The 23,838-nt window shown below is 47.0% G+C and carries 7 protein-coding genes; 6 read left to right on the top strand and 1 reads right to left on the bottom strand.

What is annotated here, in order from left to right:
* Window positions 1–45 precede the first annotated feature (45 nt).
* A complete protein-coding gene (locus tag ACM6JA_RS07245) occupies window positions 46–423 on the bottom strand; it encodes a general stress protein (protein ID WP_414851777.1) in 378 nt (125 codons plus the stop codon).
* Between the two features lie 485 nt (window positions 424–908).
* Here ACM6JA_RS07245 and ACM6JA_RS07240 point away from each other — a divergent pair, with 485 nt between their 5' ends.
* The 6 genes from ACM6JA_RS07240 to ACM6JA_RS07215 all read left to right on the top strand — a co-directional run bounded on the left by ACM6JA_RS07240 (window position 909) and on the right by ACM6JA_RS07215 (window position 23,832).
* Window positions 909–2,924 carry a DNA gyrase/topoisomerase IV subunit B gene (locus ACM6JA_RS07240; protein WP_414851776.1) on the top strand — a complete coding sequence of 672 codons (2,016 nt, stop codon included), beginning with the start codon at window positions 909–911 and terminating at the stop codon, window positions 2,922–2,924.
* Window positions 2,925–2,926: 2 nt separating this feature from the next.
* A complete protein-coding gene (parC, locus tag ACM6JA_RS07235) occupies window positions 2,927–5,470 on the top strand; it encodes a DNA topoisomerase IV subunit A (RefSeq protein WP_414851775.1) in 2,544 nt (847 codons plus the stop codon).
* A gap of 16 nt (window positions 5,471–5,486) precedes the next feature.
* Window positions 5,487–5,807: a hypothetical protein gene (locus tag ACM6JA_RS07230; protein ID WP_414851774.1), complete on the top strand. Its 321-nt coding sequence runs from the start codon at window positions 5,487–5,489 to the stop codon at window positions 5,805–5,807.
* 185 nt (window positions 5,808–5,992) lie between these two features.
* Window positions 5,993–6,640 (top strand): nitroreductase family protein, encoded by a 648-nt coding sequence (locus ACM6JA_RS07225; RefSeq protein WP_414851773.1) that lies wholly within the window; start codon window positions 5,993–5,995, stop codon window positions 6,638–6,640.
* Between the two features lie 173 nt (window positions 6,641–6,813).
* On the top strand, window positions 6,814–7,494 hold the full coding sequence (locus tag ACM6JA_RS07220; RefSeq protein ID WP_007718809.1) for a metallophosphoesterase family protein: 681 nt from the start codon (window positions 6,814–6,816) through the stop codon (window positions 7,492–7,494).
* A gap of 567 nt (window positions 7,495–8,061) precedes the next feature.
* Window positions 8,062–23,832, top strand: a complete 15,771-nt coding sequence (locus tag ACM6JA_RS07215; RefSeq protein WP_414851772.1) for an amino acid adenylation domain-containing protein — start codon at window positions 8,062–8,064, stop codon at window positions 23,830–23,832.
* The last annotated feature ends 6 nt before the right edge of the window (window positions 23,833–23,838 follow it).

Raw genomic sequence — 23,838 nt, 5'->3', positions numbered from 1 at the left:
ACTGCTGGCGTTAGAACCCAAGCAGTGGCTTTTTCTTGCGGTCGATCAGTCATTCATTTTAATAATGTTATCCTTAAGGTCTCGTACAGCAAGAAGGCATGTATAATCCGTTTCTTGCAGTTCCCGAACCAATGCCGAGCACTCGTCTTTCGTAAGACCTAGCTTTTCGAGACGGGTACGGAGTTCTTTACCGCCATTGTCAAAGAAATGCGCCATACTGTCAATGTGACCGACGGCACTTTCAAAGTGGGTACTGTATTTATAAAAATTGTTTCGTTGATTGGAGTGATTTTTATCAGGATTCCATTTCAAAACCCAGATGTCATCACTGTTGTATCCGGCAGAATTTAACGCATGAACGTCGGAAGCTAGCTCAGCATCATACTTATGGAATTTGACAAACGGCTTGGTAGCACTGATCAAAAGTATTCCCCCCTTTTTGGCCTCAGGAATCGATGCCTTACTAGGATGCCCAAAGCCAAAGCGCGGATGAATGGAAATACCTGAGGCACAGTTGTGAACGCTACGTAAGAACAATTGACATATTTTCCTTGATAGTAGCAGGATTTACGCTGATGGGGGAAGAAATAGAGAAAGGGAAACAGATGTTTTGGTTTTTCATTTTGACCAATCTTCACCGTTAGTGCTACACTAATTAATGGAATATGCATGTCATGTACAGAACGAAATGAGAAACGAGGAATACTGAGAAGAATCGGCCATCTCGCTAGGGGCGAGGTGGCTTTTTTGCCCCATTTTGCTACTGGCGTTGAATACTATGGGAACCATACGGTACAATAGCGATTAAGTGTTCGCTTTTATTAGGAAAACGTTCCTCTCATGGGGGTTGAATCATCTCGGCGTTTTTCAAAAGAGGTGAATACGACGCTAGCCATCAGTAAAAAGGCATGATCGTTTTTCTACGTGTCCGAAGAGTAGAGGGGAGAGCGCGATTGAAGGAAACAGAAACACAGCAAACACTAACGTATACAGAAGAAGATATTCAGGTCTTAGAAGGCTTGATTGCCGTTCGAAAGCGGCCTGGAATGTACATAGGCTCCACTGGCTCGCGTGGCCTGCATCATCTGCTGTGGGAAATTGTAGATAACGCCAAAGACGAGTCGCTTGCCGGCGTTAACGATAGCATCATCGTCACTTTGTACAAGGATGGCAGTGTCAGTGTGGAAGACCATGGACGCGGAATTCCAACGGGTATGCACAAGACTGGCCGACCTGTACCAGAAGTTATTTTTACGACGCTCCACGCCGGTGGTAAATTCGGCGGTGGCGGATATAAAAAAAGTGGTGGCTTGCACGGGGTTGGCTCCAGTGTCGTTGTGGCCTTGTCCAAATGGCTTGAGGTCGAAATCCACCGGGAAGGCAAAATTCATAAGCAACGCTTTGAATATGTTGTGGATGCAAATGGAACCGAGCATGTCGGTAAACCGGTTACCGGTCTTGAAATTACAGGGAACACCAAACGCACAGGAACAACGGTACGTTTTCTGCCGGATGACGAGGTGTTTGGCAATGCTCGCTTTGACTATGAGACGATTCGTGATCGATTTCGTGAGACGGCATTCCTTCTGAAAAAGCTGCGCATGGTTTTGATTGACGAGCGTGGACCTGAAAAGAAACGGGAAGAGTTTTACTTCGAAGATGGCTTGAAATCATACGTTTCTTACTTGAACGAGGGGAAAAATACGCTCCATCCGATCGTTTACTTCGAAGGGGAAAAGGACAATATCTATGTCGAGCTGGCTTTTCAGTACAATGACGGCTATGCAGAGACACTGGTGTCCTATGTCAACTCAATTGTAACAACAGATGGCGGAACTCATGTCACAGGCTTCCGCAACGGTACGACCCGGATCTTTAACGAATTTGCCCGGAAAAAAGGGTACTTGAAAGAAAAGGACCCGAACTTGACTGGAAACGATTTGCGGGAAGGTTTCCTCGGTGTATTGTCATTGCAAATGGCTGACGTCCAGTTTGAGTCCCAAACAAAAGACAAGCTGGGGAACGAAGAAGCACGGGCAATCGTAGAACAGATTGTTTCCGAAAAGCTAGGCTTCTTCCTCGAGGAAAATCCGGAAATAGGCAAGCTGCTGATTGACAAGGCGTTGCGTTCTGCTGAGATTCGCGAAGAGCTGCGCAAACAACGCGAAGCCCTGCGCGGCGACAAGAAAGGCAAAACCGCGAAAAAGCGCAAATCGATTTCGGAAAAGTTTACTCCGCCGCAATACAGAGACTCCAAGCGCAATGAGCTCTTCCTCGTCGAGGGGGATTCTGCGGGTGGCTCTGCAAAACAGGCGCGTAATTCAGAGTTCCAAGCCTTGTTCAGCCTGCGCGGGAAGCCGTTGAACACGGAAAAAGCAAAGCTTTCCGAGGTATTGGCGAATGAAGAGTTCCGCACGATCCTAGAGGTGCTTGAAACCGATATTGGCGAAGAGTTTTCCATCGAAAACTGTGCATTTGACAAAGTGATTATCATGTCTGACGCGGACGTTGACGGCTCGCACATTCAAACGCTGCTGCTGACCTTCTTCTTCCGCTACATGCGCCCGATGATTGCAGCTGGTCACTTGTATATTGCCCAACCGCCTTTGTATCAGGTGAAAAAGCAGAGCAAGGGCAAGCAAACAGAGGGGATTTACTGTTGGAGCGATTACGAGCTGGAACAGGCGTTGAAAAAGGCTGGACGCGGTGCTGAAGTGCAGCGCTACAAAGGTTTGGGTGAGATGAACGCCGACCAGCTCTGGGAAACAACCATGGACCCTGAGACGCGCAAGCTCATTAAGGTTGAACTGGAAGACCTCGCTCACTGTGAGAAGCTGGTAACCGTTTTGATGGGTGACAAAGTCCCACCTCGGCGTGAGTGGATCGAGAACCACGTCACCTTTGAAGTGGGGGAGGATGAATAAGCATGCTGTCCAATCAAGTTATTAATCAGAGCTTCGCGGAGATTATGGGAAAGCGCTTCGGGGACTATGCCAACCTGGTTATTCTCTCACGCGCGATCCCGGATGCTCGCGATGGACTAAAGCCGGTACAGCGCCGTATTTTGTATGCCATGTACCAAGAAGGCAACACAAACGATAAACCATACCGGAAATCAGCGAAAACGGTCGGGTACGTGATGGGTACCTATCACCCTCACGGTGACTCGGCGATTTACGAAACGATGGTGCGGATGGCGCAATGGTGGAAAATGCGTCAGGTGCTCATTCAAGGCCACGGAAACTTTGGTAGCTTGGACGCAGACCCACCAGCCGCTATGCGTTATACCGAATCCAGACTGTCGGCATTGGCTAATGAGCTACTGCGCGATATTGAAAAGGATACGGTTACATTTATCCCGAACTACGACAACTCCGCTCAACAACCGGCAGTATTGCCTTCACGGTTTCCCAATCTACTCGTGAATGGCGCTGCCGGGATCGCGGTTGGTTTTGCAACGGACATCCCTACTCACAATTTGGGCGAAGTCATCGATGCGGCTGTTGCACAAATGAAGAACCCGAATATCTCGCTGGATGAGCTGATGCAGCACGTCAAAGGTCCAGATTTTCCGACAGGCGGCATTGTCCAAGGCCTGTCCGGAATTCGCAAGGCGTTTGAGACAGGCCGTGGTCAATTCATTATTCGCGGGAAGACCCATGTAGAGGAGCCAAAAGGCGGCAAGATCAAAAAAATCGTCGTTTCCGAAATCCCTTACGAAGTGGTCAAGTCGAAGCTCGTTGGTCAAATCGATGAGCTCGTAATGGATCGCAAAATCGAGGGAGCACTGGCGGTTCGCGATGAAACCGGTCGTAAAGAGGCCGAGCAGAAAAAAGTTCGTATCGTAGTGGATATTCGCAAGGAAGCGGATGAGCAGGCGATTCTCAACTACCTGTACAAAAATACGGATCTGCAAATCTATTACAATTACAACATGAACGTGATTCATGAGGGGACCATCCGCCAGATGGGACTCAAGGCTTTGTTGGGGGCGTACATCGACCACCAAAAAGAAGTTGTCACGAATCGCTGCCAATTTGATCTGAATCGAAAGCAAAGCCGCGAGCATATCGTGGAAGGCTTGATTCGCGCCAAGTCCATTTTGCGTCAGATCGTCGATACGATTATGGATTCGGAAGACCGTGCAGATGCCAAGAAAAACATCATGGAGAAATACGGCTTCACCGAAAACCAAGCAGATGCGATCTTGAACATTCAGCTCGCTTCCTTGACACGTTTGGATATCGTCAAGCTGGAAAAAGAATTGGCTACGCTGGCAAAAGAAATCGAGGAGCTGAAATCGATTTTGGCGAGCGAGAAAAAGCTGATTCAAGTCATTACAGGCGAACTGAACGAGATCAAGAAAAAATACGCAGAAGAGCGCTTGACAGAAATTCAGGGCGAGATCGAGGAAATTAAAATCGATATTGCCATGCAAATCAATGCAGAGGATTGCATCGTAACCCTCACAAACGAAGGATATATCAAGCGGACGAGCCCGCGCTCCTTCAAATCAGTGGGGGGAACGCTGGAGACATGTGGGGTAAAAGAAGGAGACCGTGTCCGTTACTTCATGGAGACCAATACGTCTCACACTGCTCTCTTCTTTACTCAGGACGGTAAATACTTCGCTACACTGGTAAACGCCTTCCCGGACGATAAGTGGAAGGATATCGGATCCGCCCTCGTCAACATCATCCCGTTGGAGAAGAATCAGCGGATCGTTGGCTTTACGATCGTAGAAACCTTCAAACAACCGCTGTATGTGTACCATGTAAGTAAAAATGGTTTGATGAAAAAGACGGCGTTGTCCGAATACGAAACGAATCGTTCCAGTGCGTTGGTAGCTGCGAAGCTGAAAGCAGACGATGACGAGTTTGTGAATGTATTTGTGGCTGACGAAGCTGGGGCGATACTCGGTGCTACGAAAGATGGCATGGGCATTCGATTCCATCGTAGTGAAGTCAGCGCAACGGGTAGAGCGTCGAGCGGGGTAAAAGCAATCGCACTTGCTCCTGGCGACGATGTCATCACGATGCTACCGATTGAGGAAGTCGATTCTCGTGCCTTTAGCTTGTTGACGGCTGAAGGGGTTGTAAAACGCACAGCGATTGCTGCGATCCCACTCCAGGCTCGCGCAGGCAAAGGCGTACAGTTGATTCGTAAACGAAAAAATAATCCGCATGAACTTGTTGCGATGTTCATCGAGGAAACAGTTTATGCTTGGACCTCGCAGAACGAATGGACCCTTGTCGAGACAGAGCAAGTGATCGTCAACGAGCAAGGTGGCATCGGCCGACAACTGGTGGAGGGTGGGGTAAAAGCAGTTGCTTTTGAAACCGTTTTGCCGACAGATGAACCGAAGGACGAAGCGACTGCAAAAGGCTCAGGAGACGGAGCTGGCACTGCAAGCCAACAGAAAAGGCCTAATGCCCAGGCTAACCTGTTCGATGGAGATCATCGTGAATAAAAGGAATGATGAATAGATGGCATTTGAAGCCTTTGTTTCACCGCTAAGCTGGCAGCAGGTTTCTCTGCTCCTCGATACTGTGCAATATTTCGAAGACGCGCCGAAACTGCTCTCTCTTCCACAAGAGCAAGGAGCAAGTGTGCCTGTGCCGATTACGTCAGACACATTGAAGACGATGCTTGGTTGTCTGGACGAAGAGGAAGCATTTAGCCGCAAAGCTTTTTCATTGAGTTGGGAAGTAGCTGAGGACGAAGGGAGTGGCTATCTCGTTGTTGAGCTCCCGAATGGAGACACCGTGAGACAGCCAGCCGTTCTATCCGCTTTTTCTCCGGTTTAATAAATAAACGCTTTGGTGACGCGCTTGCATTCATGACAGGATGTGAGCCGTTTAGCCAAAGCGTTTTTGGCATACAAAAAGATTGCCAGCGAATTGGAGTATGTGATACAGTTTGAACACGAGTTGTTGCGTAATAAAGTTAGTAACTTACTGAATTGGCATACTTACCACTGGAGGATGGAATCATGGAAAAAGTCATCGATCAAAAGGCTTTTATGGACGTCATTCGGGAGCGTCGTTCCGTACGTCATTACGATCCAACAGCAAAAATCTCGCGGGATGAACTCAAGGAAATGCTAAAAGAAGCGACGTTGGCACCTTCCAGCTCCAATCTCCAGCCATGGCGTTTTTTGATTATCGATGAACAGCCATTGAAAGAGAAGCTGCTCCCCATCGCATTTAACCAAAAGCAGGTGGTAGAGTCTGCGGCGATTATTGCAGTCCTGGCTGATTATGAGGGCTACAAACAAGCCGGGAGCATTTACAAAAAAGCGGTAGAAGCAGGCTACATGACAGAGGAAGTAAAAGCTACACTCATCGACAACATTAACAAGCGCTATGAGAATCGGGATCGAGCAATCATCAAGGAAATTGCTTTGGTAGACGGAGGTCTCGTCTCGATGCAATTGATGCTCGTTGCCAAGGCAAGAGGGTATGACACGGTGCCAATGGGCGGCTATAACAGCGAGAAATTCAAGGAAGCTTTCCAAATCCCTGATCAATATGAAACGGTCATGTTGATTGCAGTCGGCAAGGCAGCAGAGCCTGGTCATCCGACTACTCGCCTGGATGTAGAAGAGATTACGTTCTGGAATGAGATGCCGAGTAAATAAGCATGGAGAAATGGAATAGCCTTGGCCTGATAGGATTTTGGGCCTGGGCTTTTTTCGTGTTTGCAAGCTTTCGAGGGCCAGACGTGCTGGCAATCAGGTGAAATGGGGCGTACAATAGGGAGACATGACAGTAACGAAAGAGAAGCCGCAGACGAGCGAAAGAAGGGTGTAGGATGAAAAGATTGTTGGCAATCAGCGATATTCATGGGGAATTGGAGAAACTGGAATCGTTGATGGAGCAAGTTCAGTACGATCCACAAAACGATCAATTGATCCTGCTAGGTGATTATGTAGACCGTGGACCAGAGTCGAAAGGAGTCGTCGACAAGGTAAAACAGCTCCATGCAGAAGGGGCAATCGTGTTGATGGGCAACCATGATCATATGATGGTTAAATCATTCGAGCAAGACCCTGTCTTTATCGAACGATGGTTCCGAAACGGTGCCCAAAAGACGTTGGCGAGCTATGGTCATGCCGCAGCAGATACGGAGTCTGGCGCACCGGAGGCCTTGGAAATCATCTCTTCAGTCAAAGAGCATCTGGAATTTTTGGCTGGCTTGGACTGCTATTATGAAACCGATGATTATATTTTTGTTCACGGGGGTGTACATCCCGAGACTCCGGTTGCAGAGACTGACCCGTACCTGCTGATGTGGATACGTGATGAGTTCCATAAAGGCTATCAGGGTGAGAAGACCGTTGTTTTTGGTCACACGCCAACCAGTTCTTTGCACGGTAAACATGATGTGTTTTACGGTGAAAATAAAATCATCGGCATTGACGGAGGTGCCGTATACGGCGGCCGTCTGCATTGCTTGGAGCTGCCCAGCCGAAAGGTTTACTCGGTAGAGTAATAGAACAAGAACGAAGGGCTTCCACCTCTCATTACAAAGAGCGGGTGAAAGCCTTTTTGCTGTGGGTCAAGATAAGTTCAGAGTAATATTGTAATGAATATTATTTAAATAAATTGCAAAAATTAATAATTAAAGGCTTGTCTTCTAATATTTGGGATAGTAAAATATTCCCAACTCACTCATATTCTTATTGTTTACCATCATATTAGCCCACGTGAATATTTGCAAATCAATGACCAATTTCCCCTGCCATACTCGCTGCAATGTGACCGTTACTCTAATTGTCGCCCTTATTCCACTCCTAGAAAAGACAAAAGAACCAGCCATTTTAAAAAAATCATTGATCGATACATTCATTCCTGGAAAAAGGTAAGAATCACCCATCTCATTATGGCGATGGTTTCTTACTGCTTAATACTTCAAGAAAAATCAAGAAAAGGGAATGAAAGTAAGTAGCATATACCTGGTCGTTACATTCCAAAGTGCGGAAAGAAAAAGAATTGGCTAAATTTTTTCTTCCGGGTCAGTGGCGATAAGGTTTCCGAGTAAAGGTTCCTAATATTCAGAATGAAATTACTGTTTGCTTCTTCCGGGTACCAGCCTATCTGCTACCCGGAAAAGCAAGCGGGAGACAGGCGATTCATACAACGAGTCACGGCTTGGGGAAATTCACTTCTCTTGTATACACGTGGGGAGCAAGAGGGAGCATTTGGAGTGGTTATGCTCACCAGGCAAGTGCTAGAACTATCAAACACGGGACAAGGGAGGAACAACGCTTTGCATTTTGTTCAGACATTAGTAGAAGCGCTGGAATTGTGGAAGAACGAGGACCATAAAGGCGTTACCTTCATTTTGGGAGACCAGAATGAGGTGTTTGTTTCCTATAAAGAATTGTATGAAGAAGCCCTCTGTTATTTATTTGTCCTCCAAAAACACGGAATCAAGCCTGGTGATGAGGTCGTTTTTCAAATTGAGGATAGTAATCTCCGAACTTTTGTCTGCCTTTTTTGGGGATGCTTACTCGGTGGAATGATTGCTGTTCCTATCTCTGTAGGGGATAACGAAGAGCATCGTCTTAAGCTGTTAAAGGTTTGGCAGACATTAATCAATCCCTATCTGATTACGACGGACAGCGTCTGGAAACGACTGGAGGATTTCTTTAGTAAACACAACTACCTGACGGAATTGGAATCATTGAGGTCGAAGTCCTTCCTGCTTGATGAGACCGGGAAAAAAGAAGAGAAGGGCACAATCTATTATCCTTCTGCTGATCATGTGGCCTTTATTCAATTTTCATCTGGGTCTACAGGAGATCCGAAAGGGGTTACCCTGACGCATGAAAACCTTGTCCATAATGTGCGTGCGATTAATAACAGACTTGGAACGATTGAGTCTGACTCATTCCTAAGCTGGATGCCCCTAACTCATGACATGGGGATGATCGGATTCCATTTATCCCCGTTGTATGCAGGAGTTCAGCATTATTTTATTCATACCTCACTATTTATCAGGCGGCCTACGCTATGGCTGAAGAAAGTAAGCGAGCACAAGGCGACGATTTCTTCTTCTCCGAACTTTGGATATAAATATGTGTTGTCCAGGTTTAAACCGGAAGTGGCAGAAGAGTGGGATTTGTCTACGCTTCGCACGATTTTAAATGGAGCAGAACCCATTGCTTCAGAATTGATCCATCAGTTTTTAGATCAGATGAGCCCTTATGGTTTGAAGAAAACGAGCATGCTCCCGTGCTATGGATTGGCTGAAGCCTCTGTGGGAGTAACAATTCCGGATCAGAACCTGCATTTTACAACGCTTTCTCTGGATCGTAGGTTTATCCAGGTAGGAAAGCCAATCAAGATGACAGATCAAACAAATCCAGAAGCTCTCACACTGGTAGAAGTGGGTTACCCCATTGATTTTTGCGAGGTAAGAATATGTGATGACGAGGATCAAGAGCTACCAAGCGATACTGTTGGTCATATCCAGATTAGAGGGAAGAATGTAACCGCTGGATACTACAACAACCCTGCTGCCACCGCAAATGTAATGACGTCTGATGGATGGCTCAGAACAGGGGATCTGGGTTTTATGCGAAAGGAACGTCTTGTCATCACGGGGCGTGCGAAAGACATCATCTTCGTGAATGGTCAAAACGTTTATCCGCATGATATTGAGCGGATTGCTGAAGAAGTCGAAGGAGTCGAGCTTGGGAAGGTCGTTGCCTGCGGGGTATTCAACGAGAAAAGCAAAGAAGAGGATATTCTTGTGTTTGTCCTTCATCGGAAAAGTGTAGACGAGTTCATTGCGCTATCTAAGAAAGTGAAAATGCATTTGAACGAGCGAACCGGATGGAGAATAAGTGAGGTCTTGCCGATTCAGCGTATCCCCAAAACAACGAGTGGAAAAGTCGAACGATATAGAGTAGCTAGGGAGTATCAGTCTGGAGCATTTCACGATGTTTCCGAGGAAATGCAACGACGAATTACCGAACAGGTAGAAGAGGAAAGAACCGATAAATCCCCTCACTTGCGCGAAGAATTAGAAAAACAATTGCTTGCCATTTGCCGCGAAGTGCTTCAATCAGATAGATTGGGACCAAACGACAGTTATTTTGATGTAGGCGTGTCCTCTATGCAGTTGACCCAGTTAGCAGGGCGGATAGAAGAAGAGATGGGGATTACGTTGGCGGTAACAGATTTGTTTGCCTATCCGACGATTTCCAAGCTTTCTCGCAGTCTCTTCCACGACGATCAAGCGACTGATCGCATAAAAGAGACAGATGCGAGCGAACAGAAACAAAAGGATATCGCTATTATCGGGATTTCTTGTAAGTTCCCGCAGGCTCAGGATGTGGATCAATTTTGGCAAAACATCCGGGGAGGAAAGGATTGCATTCATGAGCTTCATGGACAGAGACGAAAGGACACAGAACAATATGTATCGCTGGTAAGAGGTGAACAGGGCAATCCTAACCTTGTGGAGGGTGGTTATTTAGAGGAGATCGATAAGTTTGACTATTCGTTCTTCTCGATCACCCCGAAAGAAGCGAAGCTAATGGACCCCAACCAAAGGCTGTTCCTTGAAAATGCTTGGAATACGCTAGAGGATGCTGGCTATGGCGGGCACAAGCTTTCAGGGGAAAAAGTAGGGGTGTATGTCGGCTTCTCCAAGTTGGGATACGATTACGAACGCCTTTTGTCAGTGGTAAGTCCCAAGGATTTGCCCTCTTATGCAGTAGGCAACCTTCCTTCCATTATTGCAAGCCGCATTTCACACTTGCTTGATTTGCGCGGCCCTGCTGTCACCGTGGATACAGCCTGCTCTTCTTCCTTGGTTGCAGTTCATATGGCGTGCAAGGCAATCCAAAACGGTGATTGTGAGATGGCATTGGCAGGGGGAGTCAAAACCATCCTGCTGGCGCTGAAGGCTGGAATTGGAATGGAATCCTCTGACAACCGTTCAAGGGCGTTTGACGATCTATCTGATGGAACGGGTTGGGGTGAAGGTGTAGCTTCTGTTCTGTTAAAACCTTTGGAAAAAGCCAGCGAGGACGGGGATCACATCTATGCCGTGATTAAGGGAAGCGCTGTTAATCAAGACGGTGTTACAGTCGGGATTACCGCACCGAACTCACAGGCCCAGGCAGAATTGATCACAGACGCTTGGGAGGATGCGCAAGTCGACCCTGAAACGATTAGCTATATAGAGGCACATGGAACGGGTACAAAGCTAGGGGACCCCGTTGAGCTGGATGGAATTCAGAGAGCATTCCGACAATATACACAGAAGAAACAGTTTTGTGGAATCGGCACTGTCAAAGCGAATATTGGACATTTATATGAAGCAGCAGGAATCGCTGGCTTGATTAAGGCTGCTTTGCAGTTAAAGCACAAAGAGCTGCCTGCCCTCGTCCATTTCCAGAAACCGAATCGGAATTTCGCATTTGAAAAGTCGCCAGTCTATGTGCAAAACAGACTGGAAAAATGGGAAACAGATGGACATCCGAGGAGATGTGGGGTTAGCTCGTTTGGGTTTAGCGGGACCAATAGCCACGTTATCTTGGAAGAGTATGTGCCGGTTAATGAAATGGAGATGACAGTCTCAGATGAGGTGCAAGTGTTTACCTTATCGACTAAATCCGAGTCAGCCCTTCAACGTCTGATTCAAAAATATCGGGAGTTTCTTTCTTCCAGTGGCCCGCTTTCTCTGTCTGATTTGTGCTATACGGCAAATACCGGAAGAGAAACGCTTCCCTATCGGATTGCACTCATTTTGCATAGTCGCAGTGATTTCGAACAAAAGCTCGACCGATTGGCGGTTCGGCTTGAAAATGACCGAGATGTTTTTGTTTACTCACATGGTAAAAAGCGCGTTCCTGAAGAAACCGTTCATCTGTTGAGTCAATCCGCTCGGGATGTGCAGGAAAAGTACCACACGGCGAGTACTGAGATGAAGTATTCGTATGCAACGACATTATGCGATTTGTATGTACAGGGAGCTACGGTTGAATGGGATGTGTTCTACAGAGATGGCAAAAAGAGAAGAAAGATGCCATTGCCGGTTTATCCTTTCGATCAGCATCGCTCTTGGATTACAGATGATGTGATCAGCATCATTCCAGAACAGATGAATACTATTAGCGGAAACAGAGGTGCTACAGTGTCAGAGATAGGAACTGCGCCAATCGCAAAAGTTCTGAAAGAGTTGGTTCATCATGCTTCAGGTTTTGCTGTAGAAGAAATAGATCCATCCCTTCATTTTCTAGAGCTAGGCTTGGATTCTATTATGCTCGTACAAATCAATCGTGAAATTCAGGAAAAGTTTGGAGTGGTCATTCCGGCCCAAGAGTTGTTTGAAACCATTACCAGCGTTGATAAGCTAGCAGCGCACATCGCTCTGGAGCTATCCAGTAGCCCAGCTGTGGCTTCTGCCAAACAAATGGAATGGATGGCAATCGAGCAACCGAAAGCAAACGTAGTTGTGGAACAGAATGACGTTCAGCATATTCAACAGTCAGAGCCAAGAGAACAAAACATGAAAATGGCAGTCTCGAGAAGCACAGGGGCGGTTGAAACTATTATCGAAAAGCAGATTTCGCTCTTGTCTGAACACCAAAACCAAATGGCTACGCTGTTACAAAAACAATTGGAGCTATTGAATCAAGAACAAAGCTTTGTACCAAAGCAACAAGCTGAATATGCGCCTGTTGCTCCCGAGAGCAAGAAACCCGAAGTAAAATCACCCGTCAAGGGGAATGAAGAGGAACGCCAGAAGCCATTTATACCGTATCAGCCACTGATGATCGGTGAACAAGGCAATTTTACACCGACACAAAGAGAGTATCTAAACGCATTCATTCAAAGCTATACGGAAAAGACAAAGCACTCCAAGAAGTATACGCAAGAGCACCGATTTGTTCATGCCAACAATCGCAATGTGTCTGGATTCCGTTCGTATTGGAAGGAAATGGTCTATCCGATCATTACACAAGCATCAGCTGGTTCAAAAATGTGGGATCTGGATGGGAATGAATATGTCGATCTGACGATGGGTTTCGGTGTAAACCTGCTCGGTCATAATCCCGCTTTTATCATGAAAAAGCTGGAGGAGCAGATTCAATCTGATCTGCCTCCGCTGGGTCCTATGTCGGATGTAGCTGGAAGGGTAGCAGAATTAATCAGCGAGTTAACCGGAGTAGAGCGTGTCGCCTTTTACAATTCGGGGACAGAGGCAGTAATGGTGGCACTGCGCTTGGCCAGAGCTGTTACAGGCCGTTCGAAAATCGCATTATTCTCCGGCTCCTATCACGGTACATTTGACGGGGTTCTGACTGTTGCTGATCCTGAGTCCCAGGACGGGAAGGCCATACCAATGGCACCAGGTATTACCCAGCATACGGTGGATGACGTCCTGGTCTTAAACTACAACCATCCAAAATCAATCGAGCTGATCAAAAAACATGCCCATGAACTGGCCGCAGTATTAGTTGAGCCTGTTCAAAGCCGACGTCCAGATCTGCAGCCAGTGGAATTCTTGAAGGAAGTCAGAGAGATTACAAGCCAATCAGGCACTGCCCTTATTTTTGACGAGATCATTACGGGATTCCGCATACATCAGGGTGGCGCACAGGCGTGGTATGGAATAGAAGCAGACCTCGTTACGTATGGGAAAGTTCCGGGTGGTGGCATGCCGATCGGTGTTGTAGCCGGTAAAGCTGCTTTCATGGATGCAGTAGACGGGGGAACCTGGAATTTTGGGGATCATTCTTACCCGGTAAATGCCGAGAAAAAGACGTTTGTGGGCGGAACGTTTTGCACGCATCCACTGACGATGCATGCTGCGATCGCTACGCTGGAATATTTGAAGGAGCAGGGGCCGAAGCTTCAGGAAGCGTTAACTCAAAAGACACTCTACTTGGTAGAAACACTTAACGCGTATTTTAAGAACGAGCAGATTCCAATCCAGATGATCAATTGCGGTTCTTTGTTCCGCTTCGTATCGTTTACCGATATCGAATTGTTCTTCTATCACCTGATCAGCAAGGGCATTTATATATGGGAGGGCAGAAATTGCTTCCTTTCCACTGCCCATTCCGATGAGGATATCGAGAGACTGATCCATGCGGTGAAGGAAAGTATTGATGATCTGAGGCGAGGAGGTTTTTTGCCGGAGCCACCCCCAACTTCTCCGAATGGTGGACGGAAACAAAATCAAGTCGTCGAAATGACAAACTTTACGAGACGGGATGGGCAAAAGCCAGAGGCAACGCTTGTGGAAAGTGTGGGGGAACAACTAAAGCTTCCTCTTAGCCCTGAACAGAAACAAATGTGGTTTGCAGTCAAATATCGCGTGGAAGCATCTGCAGCTTTTAACGAGACTATTTCCCTTCAGGTAGAAGGTGAGCTTGATATTACTGTGTTTGAGCAGGCTGTCCAAGCCATGGTGGATCGCCATGAAGCGTTGCGAACCATCATTGATTCCAACGGAGAGTATCAGGTGGTACTGCCCAAGAGGGACATACGTGTTCGATTCGTGGATTTGAGCCACCTTTCGTCTGAGGAACAGGAAGAAAAAAGGAATCAGCTGTTGGATGAACAAACAGGCACGCCATTTGAACTGTCTTCTGAGGACCCCCTGTATCGAGTAAGTGTCATCAAGCTGGCTACCGCCAAATTCCTGACTTCCTACACCTTCCATCACATGATTGCGGATGGGTGGTCCATGGCTGTTTTTATAAAAGAGCTGGATGATATCTACTCGGCCCTTACACAGAAACGACCAATATCGCTCGAGCCTTCTACACCGTTTTCTACTTACCGAAACTGGCAAGAAGATCAGATGCAGAATCCAGCGTTTCAGGACGCGCTCACGTACTGGAACGAGAAATTCGCAGATCCAATCCCCAAGCTCGTTTTTCCTTTAGAGCAACGAGAAACGGGAAAACCATCTTTTACAGGTGAGCGAATTACTTTCAAGATCGACAGCAGCATCACAAGGAAGGCAAGAAAAAGAAGCATTCAAAACAAGAACAGTTTGTTTATTACCTTACTGGCTTCTTTTAACCTCTTCCTTCATCGTATTCTTGGAAATAGAAAAATGGTTGTTGCGATTCCTACTGCGGGTCAATCTCATATCGGCAAAATGTCCTTGATAGGAAACTGCGTCAATCTGTTGCCGGTTTGCACGGAGATTGACGGCAATGATACGGCTGCGGATTATTTGTCCCGAGTGAAACAGGCGGTTGCGGAGATGGAAAAGCATCAAGCCTACTCCTTTGCAGCATTAGCTGAGAATTTGCCGCATCAGAACTTGCCAGAGCTCTCTGTGTTGTTCAATATGGATCGACCGCTTCACAACCTGACTTTCGCTCAAATGAAGGCTACGCTGTTGCCCAATCGGATCATTTACAGCAAGTACGATCTTTTTGTAAACGTGACAGAAGTGGGCGGAGAGCTTGTGGTTGATGTGGATGCACGAAGCGGGGTAGTAACCACAGAGGTTCTTCGCCAGTGGGGCGTCTACTTTGCCAATCTTTTGCATCGTATTGCAGAAGACGATCAGGAAAAAATTCATGCACTATCGCTTTTACAGCCCAACGAGATGGAAAGAGTGATACGCGAATCCAGTGGCAACCTGGGCAAATATGCAACAGAATGGACAGAATTATTGCAGGATGTGCCAGATGATCGAGTAGGACGAGCTTCCCTCTATGTCCTGGATCAGTATCAGCAATTGGCCCCTGTGGGTGCGGTCGGACAGGTGTATATGGCTGATGGGGGATTCGAGCATGTAGCCCCGTCTCAGTGGCAGCGAACAACGAAAACTGCTGTTTCGCTAGGAAATGGAGAAATCCATATTATCCATTCATCCGATCGGATTGCAGGGCAAAGAAGCACGAGAGTCAGAGAAGTAGAGCCGGCTGGAACGGTGACCGAAGAGACCATCAGGGTCATTTGGCAAGAAATCTTGGGAAGCTCCCCGATGTATCTGGATGATAATTTTTTTGAACAAGGCGGGAACTCCTTACTAGCGACTGTCATGCTCAGCAGAATCTACAAGGAATGCCATGTGCAAATTCCTTTGCATCAAATTTTTCAATCGCAGACGATACGTGAATTAGCCAAATATGTAGACTCTTCAAAGCATCAAGCTTTTACTCCCATTCGCTCATGCGAGTTGCAGCCATACTATAAGTCTTCTTCGGCGCAGAAAAGAATGTACATCCTCCAAGGTCTGGATGGAGGAACTGCCTATAACCTATCTGGCTACTTACAATTGGATGGGGAACTGGAACTTGATCGTTTGATTCACTCTTTGCAACAGGTTGTACAAAGGCACGAGTCTTTCCGAACCAACTTTGTGATCAAAGATAATGAAGTCGTGCAAGTTTTACATGACGATCTGCCATTGGATATTGAGGTCGAACAATTGGCTGAAGAGGATGTAAATGAGGCGATTCGCACCTTTATCCAGCCATTTGATCTCAGCAAAGCACCGCTTATTCGGGCGAAAATCTTCCAAGTGTCAGCCAAACGCTTCATTGTGGCTGTGGACATGCATCACATTATTTCGGACGGCTATTCGGTATCACTGTTTATCCGTGAGCTGCTCCATACGTATAGAGGAGAATCCCTGCCTGAGCTCGGCGTGACGTATAAAGATTTCGTGGCATGGGAGCAAGAGAGGGAGCAGACAGAACAGCTCTTGGCTCAAAAGGAGTACTGGCTTGAGCAATTTAGCCAAGGAGAACTTCCGGTATTGAAGCTTCCCATTGATTACCAAAGACCGCCGGTTCAATCCTTTGAAGGTGACCGTTTGACGATGGGGATCGGTGAGGAAGTCAGGAAGCAGTTACTCCAATTGGCTAGGGAAACTGACACGACCTTGTACATGGTATTGCTTGCTGCTTACAATGTACTGCTTTATCGATACACGGGGCAGGAAGAGCTGATTGTCGGTTCTGCTGTGGCGGGAAGACAACACCCTGATTTGGAACGAATGATGGGCATGTTTGTAAATACGTTGGCCATCCGAAACTATCCGACAGGAAGCAAGACCTTTACGGATTTCCTGAAAGAAGTGAAAAATCAAGCCATACGTGCCTTTGAAAATCAGGAGTACCCGTTTGAAAAACTGGTTGATGCTCTTCAATTAAACAAAGATTTGAGCCGCAATCCTTTATTTGATACCATGTTTGATTACCATTATGAATCCTTTGACGACGTGGCCTCAGTTGATTTCAACGTCACGACGTATGAATATCCAAAAGATGTGTCCCTCTTTGATCTCAGTCTTGATGTCCATGACGATGGGACAACGCTCACTTGCCAATTTGATTACAGCACTCATCTGTTTAAACGCGATACGGTTGAGCGAATGGCTAATCACTTTGCCAAGATTCTTCACTCCATTCTGCAGTCTAATGAGAGTTGCCTAGCTGATTTGGAGTACTTGTCCAGCGAGGACGTCAAGCAGGTTGTTGCCGACTTTAATCAAGCGAGAAAGCAAATACCCGCTCCTCTCTATCCAACGTTTTATGAATGGTTTGAGGCAGAAGCAATACGCCATGCAGCGCAAGTCGCTGTTTCTTACGGGGAAGAGCAGATCAGCTATCAAGAACTCAATGCAAAAGCAAACCGTCTGGCCCGAACGCTGCGTGATCAGGGTGTAAAACCAAATAGCTCCGTTGCGATTTTGGCAGAACGCTCGATTAACATGGTCGTCGCTGTTCTGGCTGTCATGAAGGCGGGTGGAGCCTATGTTCCGATTGATCCCCAGTATCCGAAAGACCGCATTTCGTTCATGCTGGAAGACAGTCAGGCAACGGTCATGCTGGTCAATCAAAATGGACAGAGCGGACTAGACTTCAGCGGCGCCATTATCGATCTGGACGCAGAGGACAGTTACATGGAGGACTCGTCCAATCTCGACGCCATCTCCGGACCGAGTGATCTCGCTTATATCATCTATACATCCGGCACTACTGGCAAACCCAAAGGGGTCATGATCGAGCATGGCAATCTGGTGAGTGTAGCCAATACATGGCGCTATGAGTACGAACTAGAACAGATGAATGTGAATCTCTTGCAGATGGCGAGTTTCTCTTTTGACGTGTTTGCAGGGGATTTGTGCAGGGCCCTGTTGCATGGTGGACATTTGGTGATTTGTCCAGGTGATGTAAGGATTGATCTTCCGGCTCTATATCAGTGGTTGACCCGGTATGAAATTTCCTTGTTTGAATCGACACCTGCTCTTGTTCTTCCATTTATGGAGTACATTTATCAAAATGGATTGCCGCTCACTCATCTGAAACTGCTCATTCTTGGTTCGGATACATGCCAAAGTGAAGCGTTTGTCCGCTTGGTCGAGCGTTTCGGGCAGATCAAAATCATCAATAGCTATGGTGTTACGGAGGCTGCTATTGATTCCAGTTACTTCGAAATGGCTGGCGATACCGAAATGACAACCGGAAATGTTCCGATCGGAAAGCCACTGCAAAACACAGAATTTTATGTGTTGGATTCCCAATTGCGGCCACAGCCGGTGGGCGTGTACGGAGAACTATATATCGGGGGAGCAGGTGTTGCGCGGGGTTATTTGAACCGAGAGGAATTAACCCGTGAGCGCTTCATCCAAAATCCTTTCCGTCCTGGCGAGACCATGTATAAGACCGGCGATATTGTGCGCTGGATGGCAGATGGAAATATGGAGTTTGTTGGTCGTTCGGACTACCAATTGAAGATTCGTGGATTCCGTGTGGAGCTGGGCGAAGTCGAAAATCAACTGTTACGGCATGAAAAGGTTCGCAATGCCATTGTGCTCCCGAAGACAAGGGGAGATGAATCCGTTGTATTGTGCGCGTATTACACGATGGATGAGGCAGTAAGTACGTCCGAAATCAAGGGGTTTTTAGCGGATTCCCTGCCTGAGTTCATGGTGCCAACCTTTATCTTTCAATTGGAAGAGTTGCCTGTGACGCCAAACGGCAAAATCGATCGTAATGCTTTGCCTGAACCGGATCTTTCTAAGTTGGTTTCTGAGGAATACGTAGAGCCTGCGACGGAAAATGAAAGAAAACTTGCAGGAATATGGCAAGAGGTATTGGGGATCGAACGAGTCGGCGCTCTGGATCGATTCTTTGAAATCGGTGGACATTCGCTGCATGCCGCCATTCTTCTTGCCAAAGTGAACAAGGAGTGGCAGGTAGAAATCCCGCTGCGAGCCGTTTTCCAAAATCCTACCGTCAGAAGTTTTGCCCACGTCATTTCTGAATCGACACAGACCGAAAAGCCTTTGATTCAGGCGGTTGGAAAACAAGAGAATTATGAGCTCTCTCCTTCGCAAAAAAGGATTTTTACGGTTCAATCACTCGATGAAGAGAGTGTGGCCTATAACATGGCAGGCGCTCTGGTTCTTTCCGGGCAGCTGGATTCTGCGGCATTGGAAAACGCATTCCAGTCTCTCATCCAAAGGCATGAGGCGTTCCGTACGTCCTTCGACTACGTAAATGGTGAGCCTAAACAATTTGTCCATGACTCTGTCCGTTTTGCCATCGATCAGGCTCGCGCAGAGGACAGTCCTGAGAGTATAGAAAATCTCATACGGACGTTCATTCAACCATTCGAACTGAGCCAGGCACCATTATTGCGAGTCAAGCTGGTCAAACTGGTTGAGGACAAGCATTTGCTCCTGATCGACATGCACCACATCATAGCTGATGGAACATCGGTGAGCATTGTGATTGATGAGTTGAATCAACTGTATAACGGACGAACTCCAGATCCACTTACCATTCAGTACAAGGATTATTCGGCTTGGTTGAAACAGATCAAGACGACGGGCCAGTCGCATAGGCAGGAGAAGTTCTGGATAGATGAATTCAGCGGGGAACTACCTGTCATGAATCTGCCTACGGACTATCAGCGACCGCAGTTTCAAAGCTTTGAAGGGGGTACGGTCGAAAGCGAGATTGAGGCGGATGTATCCAGCAGATTGCACGACTTGGCGAAAGAAGCAAACGTAACGGTCTTTTCGATTCTATTGGCGGCGTACAACGTTTTGCTGTCCAAATATACCGGGCAAGAGGACATTGTCGTAGGGACTCCAGTGGCAGGACGTAACCACAACGATGTTCAAAATGTAGTGGGGATGTTTGTAAATACGCTTGCACTGCGAAATTATCCAGCAGGCTCCAAAACGTTCCGCGAGTTTGTCCAAGAGCTAAGTGAGAAGTCACTACTGGCGTTTGAACATCAGGATTATCCATTGGAAGACCTGGTAGAAAAGCTTCAAGTTCGACGTGACCCAAGCAGGAATCCGTTGTTTGACACCATGTTTTCCTATGACAATGTGGCAGATACAGCATTTGACTGGAATAGGGTAGAGGTCAGTCTTTATCCGTTCCAAACGAAAATATCCAAGTTAGACATCGTCATGAATGTCGAGACGAGAAATGAAAGCTTTTTTGTGGAGTGCGAATATAGCACCGGTCTATTTAAGCATGAAACGATGGAGCGTTTTATCAGCCATTTTACCAATGTACTGCGGCAGGTAGCTGCGAACATGGATATTCTTGTGGGCGAGATTGACCTCATGTCTCCGGAAGAAGTGCAGTTTTTGGAGAAGCTCAGTAATGATACGAAGCGGGAGTATCCTGTGGTACAACCGATCCATGTTGCCATCGAGGAATCAGCCAGACTTTATCCAAATCGAATCGCCGTTTCCTATCAAGGCTCGACAATCACTTACCAACAATTGAACGAGAAAGCCAATGCAGTCGCTTCTGATCTGCTGAAACGCGGTATAGGAAAAGGCAAGTATGTACCTGTGCTTATGGAAAGAAGTCTGGAATTGGTCGTATCGTTATTGGGTGTAATGAAGACGGGAGCAGCGTTTTCACCACTGGACATTCAGTGGCCTGTCGATCGACTCCAGTCTGTTATTGCCGAGCTGGGTAGCGAGTTCGTATACGTAGAATCTGACCATTCCTTTACGGAAACGGATTTGGGAGCGAATTTGGTCGCGATTGATCTGGGGCACCTGACAACGGAAGCCGAAAATCTGAATCTGTCCGTATCGCTGGAAGACCCCATCTATGTCATTTTTACTTCTGGTTCAACAGGCAAACCAAAAGGAGTCGTCGTACCGCATAGAGGGATCGTCAACCGTTTCCTCTGGATGGATGATTACTTTGGACTGGACGCAGCGCAATCTGTCCTTCAGACCACCAACCATGTATACGACAGTGCCATTTGGCAATTCTTCTGGCCGCTGACCAATGGCGGAAAAACGGTATTGCCTACTACAGGGATGACTGTCTCGGCTGATTACATGGCAGGAATCATAGAAGACGAACAAATTACCTTAACTGATTTCGTCCCATCTGTCTTTAATGTGATCGTAAATCAGTTAGCTGAAAATCTCGAACTGCAGGGCAAATTACAATCGCTCAAAAAGATCATTATCGGCGGCGAGGAAATCGTTCCGTCCACAGTTTCCAAATTCCTGAAAATATTCCAGTATGTATCACCGACGAATTTGTATGGCCCGACAGAAGCAAGTATCGGATGCATTGCCTATCAAATTACGGGAGAGGAAGATCGCATCCCGATTGGAAAACCGATATTCAACACGAAAATCCTTCTACTCGATGCGTACGGAAAGCGAGTGCCGATAGGTGTCCCTGGAGAAATTTACATCTCAGGCATGCCGCTTGGATTAGGTTATTTGCATAACGAGGAGCTAACGGGACAGAGCTTTGTTGATAATCCATACGCGGAACCCGGCTATGAAAAAATGTATAAGACAGGGGATTTGGCTGTCTATTTACCGGATGGAAACATCCATTTCCTGGGCAGAAGGGATTTCCAGATTAAAATCAGGGGATATCGAATCGAGCCAGGGGAAATTGAAAGCAAGCTGCTTTCGCTGGAACAGGTAAAAGAAGCAATCGTTATCGCTAGAGAAGAAGAAAATGGGAGCAAGTACTTATGCGCGTATATTGTGACAGAGCATGAGCTTGCGGCTGACGAGTGGAGAGACCTGCTCGCTAAAGATTTGCCCGATTACATGATCCCGTCTTTCTTCGTTCGACTAGACGCTATGCCGATTACCGCTGTTGGAAAAGTGGATCGGAAAAAGCTCCCTCTTCCTGATCGCTCCCTCTTGGTGGAGGAACACATCGTCGAGCCGTCCGATGAACAGGAGCAGATCATGGTCTCCATCTGGAAGGATGTGCTGGGGCTTGCGCAAGTAAGTGTGACCCACAACTTCTTTGAGCTTGGGGGAGACTCTATTAAAGCTCTTCAGATGATAGCGAGATTGAGGAATCATGGGTATGAGCTCCGATTGAAAGACTTGTTCCAAAACCCACGTATTCGCAGTGCAGCAAGATATCTCCAGACGCTGACCAGACAAATTGATCAAGGGCCTGTAATGGGAGCAGTAGCATTGACTCCGATCCAGATGAACTTCTTTGAACAAAACCATCAGAACCCGCATCATTACAATCAATCTGTCATGTTGTTCAGTGAAGCTGGCTTTGATCCAGAGCTGGTTCAACAAGCATTTATGAAGCTGATTGAACATCATGATGCTTTGCGAATGAAATTCCAATTGAACGAGTCAGACATTGTGCAGGAACATCGGGAACTAGACGAGTGCCAGGTCCCTATTATGATCAGAGAGTTCCCGGCTCAAAGCGTAGTGGAGATAGAGCAAGCAGCGCAGCTCATACAGGAAGGGATCGATCTGACGGATACTGCGTTGGTAAATCTCGGTCTTTTCCGAACAGAAGCAGGAGATCACTTGTTAATCGTGATTCATCATCTCGTTGTCGATGGTGTCTCATGGCGGGTTCTTCTAGAAGATTTCCATACGGTGTATGCCTCCTTGCTGCAGAAAGAAGAGCCTGCTTTGCCTACGAAAACCGATTCCTATCAAACATGGTCAGAAGAATTGCAAAAATATTCGCGGGGAAGCGAGATTCAACAGGAAATCGGATATTGGAAGCAGGTCGAGGAAATGCCATTCTCTCCTCTGGCAAAGGCAGAAACGATTGAAGCACCGCTTATGCAAGATACAACAGATGTCACCATCGAGCTTGATGAAGCCTACACAGAAAAGCTGCTGAAGCAGAGCCACCAGGCTTATAACACGGAAGTGAATGATTTGTTGCTTACGGCGTTGGGCTTGACGGTAAAAGAGTGGGCGGGGATAGATCATGTGCTCGTCAATCTGGAGGGACATGGCAGAGAAGAGATCGTGAAGGGCATCGATATTTCACGCACCGTCGGATGGTTTACTGCCCAGTATCCATTCGTACTGGATATGAGCCGATCGGAATCGCTTGGCTACCAGATCAAAATGGTGAAAGACAACCTGCGACGCGTGCCGAACAAAGGTATTGGATACAGCATTTTACAGTATCTGTCTGCGAGACAAACCGATGTTCCGTTAACTTTCCAAGTAAAGCCTGAGATCAGTTTTAACTACTTGGGCCAGTTCGATACAGACTTGGAATCAGGGAGCATGACGACTTCCTCCCTTTCACCGGGCCGAGAAATCAGTCCGACCTCCATTCGATCCTTTGCGCTTGATGTGAATGGAATGGTGGTGAATCGCAAGCTGACACTTACTTTTACGTATCATCGTGAAGAGTTTGAAGAAGGAACCATTCAGCGCCTCGTGGATGCCTACCGAGAAAAGATCGTAGAAATCATTACGCACTGCTTATCGAAAGAGTCAGTCGAGCAAAGCCCAACAGATTTCACATACGATGAGCTGTCCATTGAGGAATTAGATCATCTTTCCCAACTGCTGGGTGAAAAAATTCAATGATAGATG

The sequence above is a fragment of the Brevibacillus sp. IT-7CA2 genome (assembly GCF_949767855.1).
Classification (GTDB): Bacteria; Bacillota; Bacilli; order Brevibacillales; family Brevibacillaceae; genus Brevibacillus.
The sequence above is the reverse complement of the archived record's forward strand: the minus strand, read 5'-3'. Positions and strand labels throughout refer to the sequence as shown.

Coding starts and splice junctions, on each gene's coding strand:
- ACM6JA_RS07215 (WP_414851772.1), top strand. CDS start 8,062: ATGAAATTACTGTTTGCTTCTTCCGGGTACCAGCCTATCTGCTACCCG.
- ACM6JA_RS07230 (WP_414851774.1), top strand. CDS start 5,487: ATGGCATTTGAAGCCTTTGTTTCACCGCTAAGCTGGCAGCAGGTTTCT.
- ACM6JA_RS07220 (WP_007718809.1), top strand. CDS start 6,814: ATGAAAAGATTGTTGGCAATCAGCGATATTCATGGGGAATTGGAGAAA.
- ACM6JA_RS07225 (WP_414851773.1), top strand. CDS start 5,993: ATGGAAAAAGTCATCGATCAAAAGGCTTTTATGGACGTCATTCGGGAG.
- ACM6JA_RS07240 (WP_414851776.1), top strand. CDS start 909: ATGATCGTTTTTCTACGTGTCCGAAGAGTAGAGGGGAGAGCGCGATTG.
- parC (WP_414851775.1), top strand. CDS start 2,927: ATGCTGTCCAATCAAGTTATTAATCAGAGCTTCGCGGAGATTATGGGA.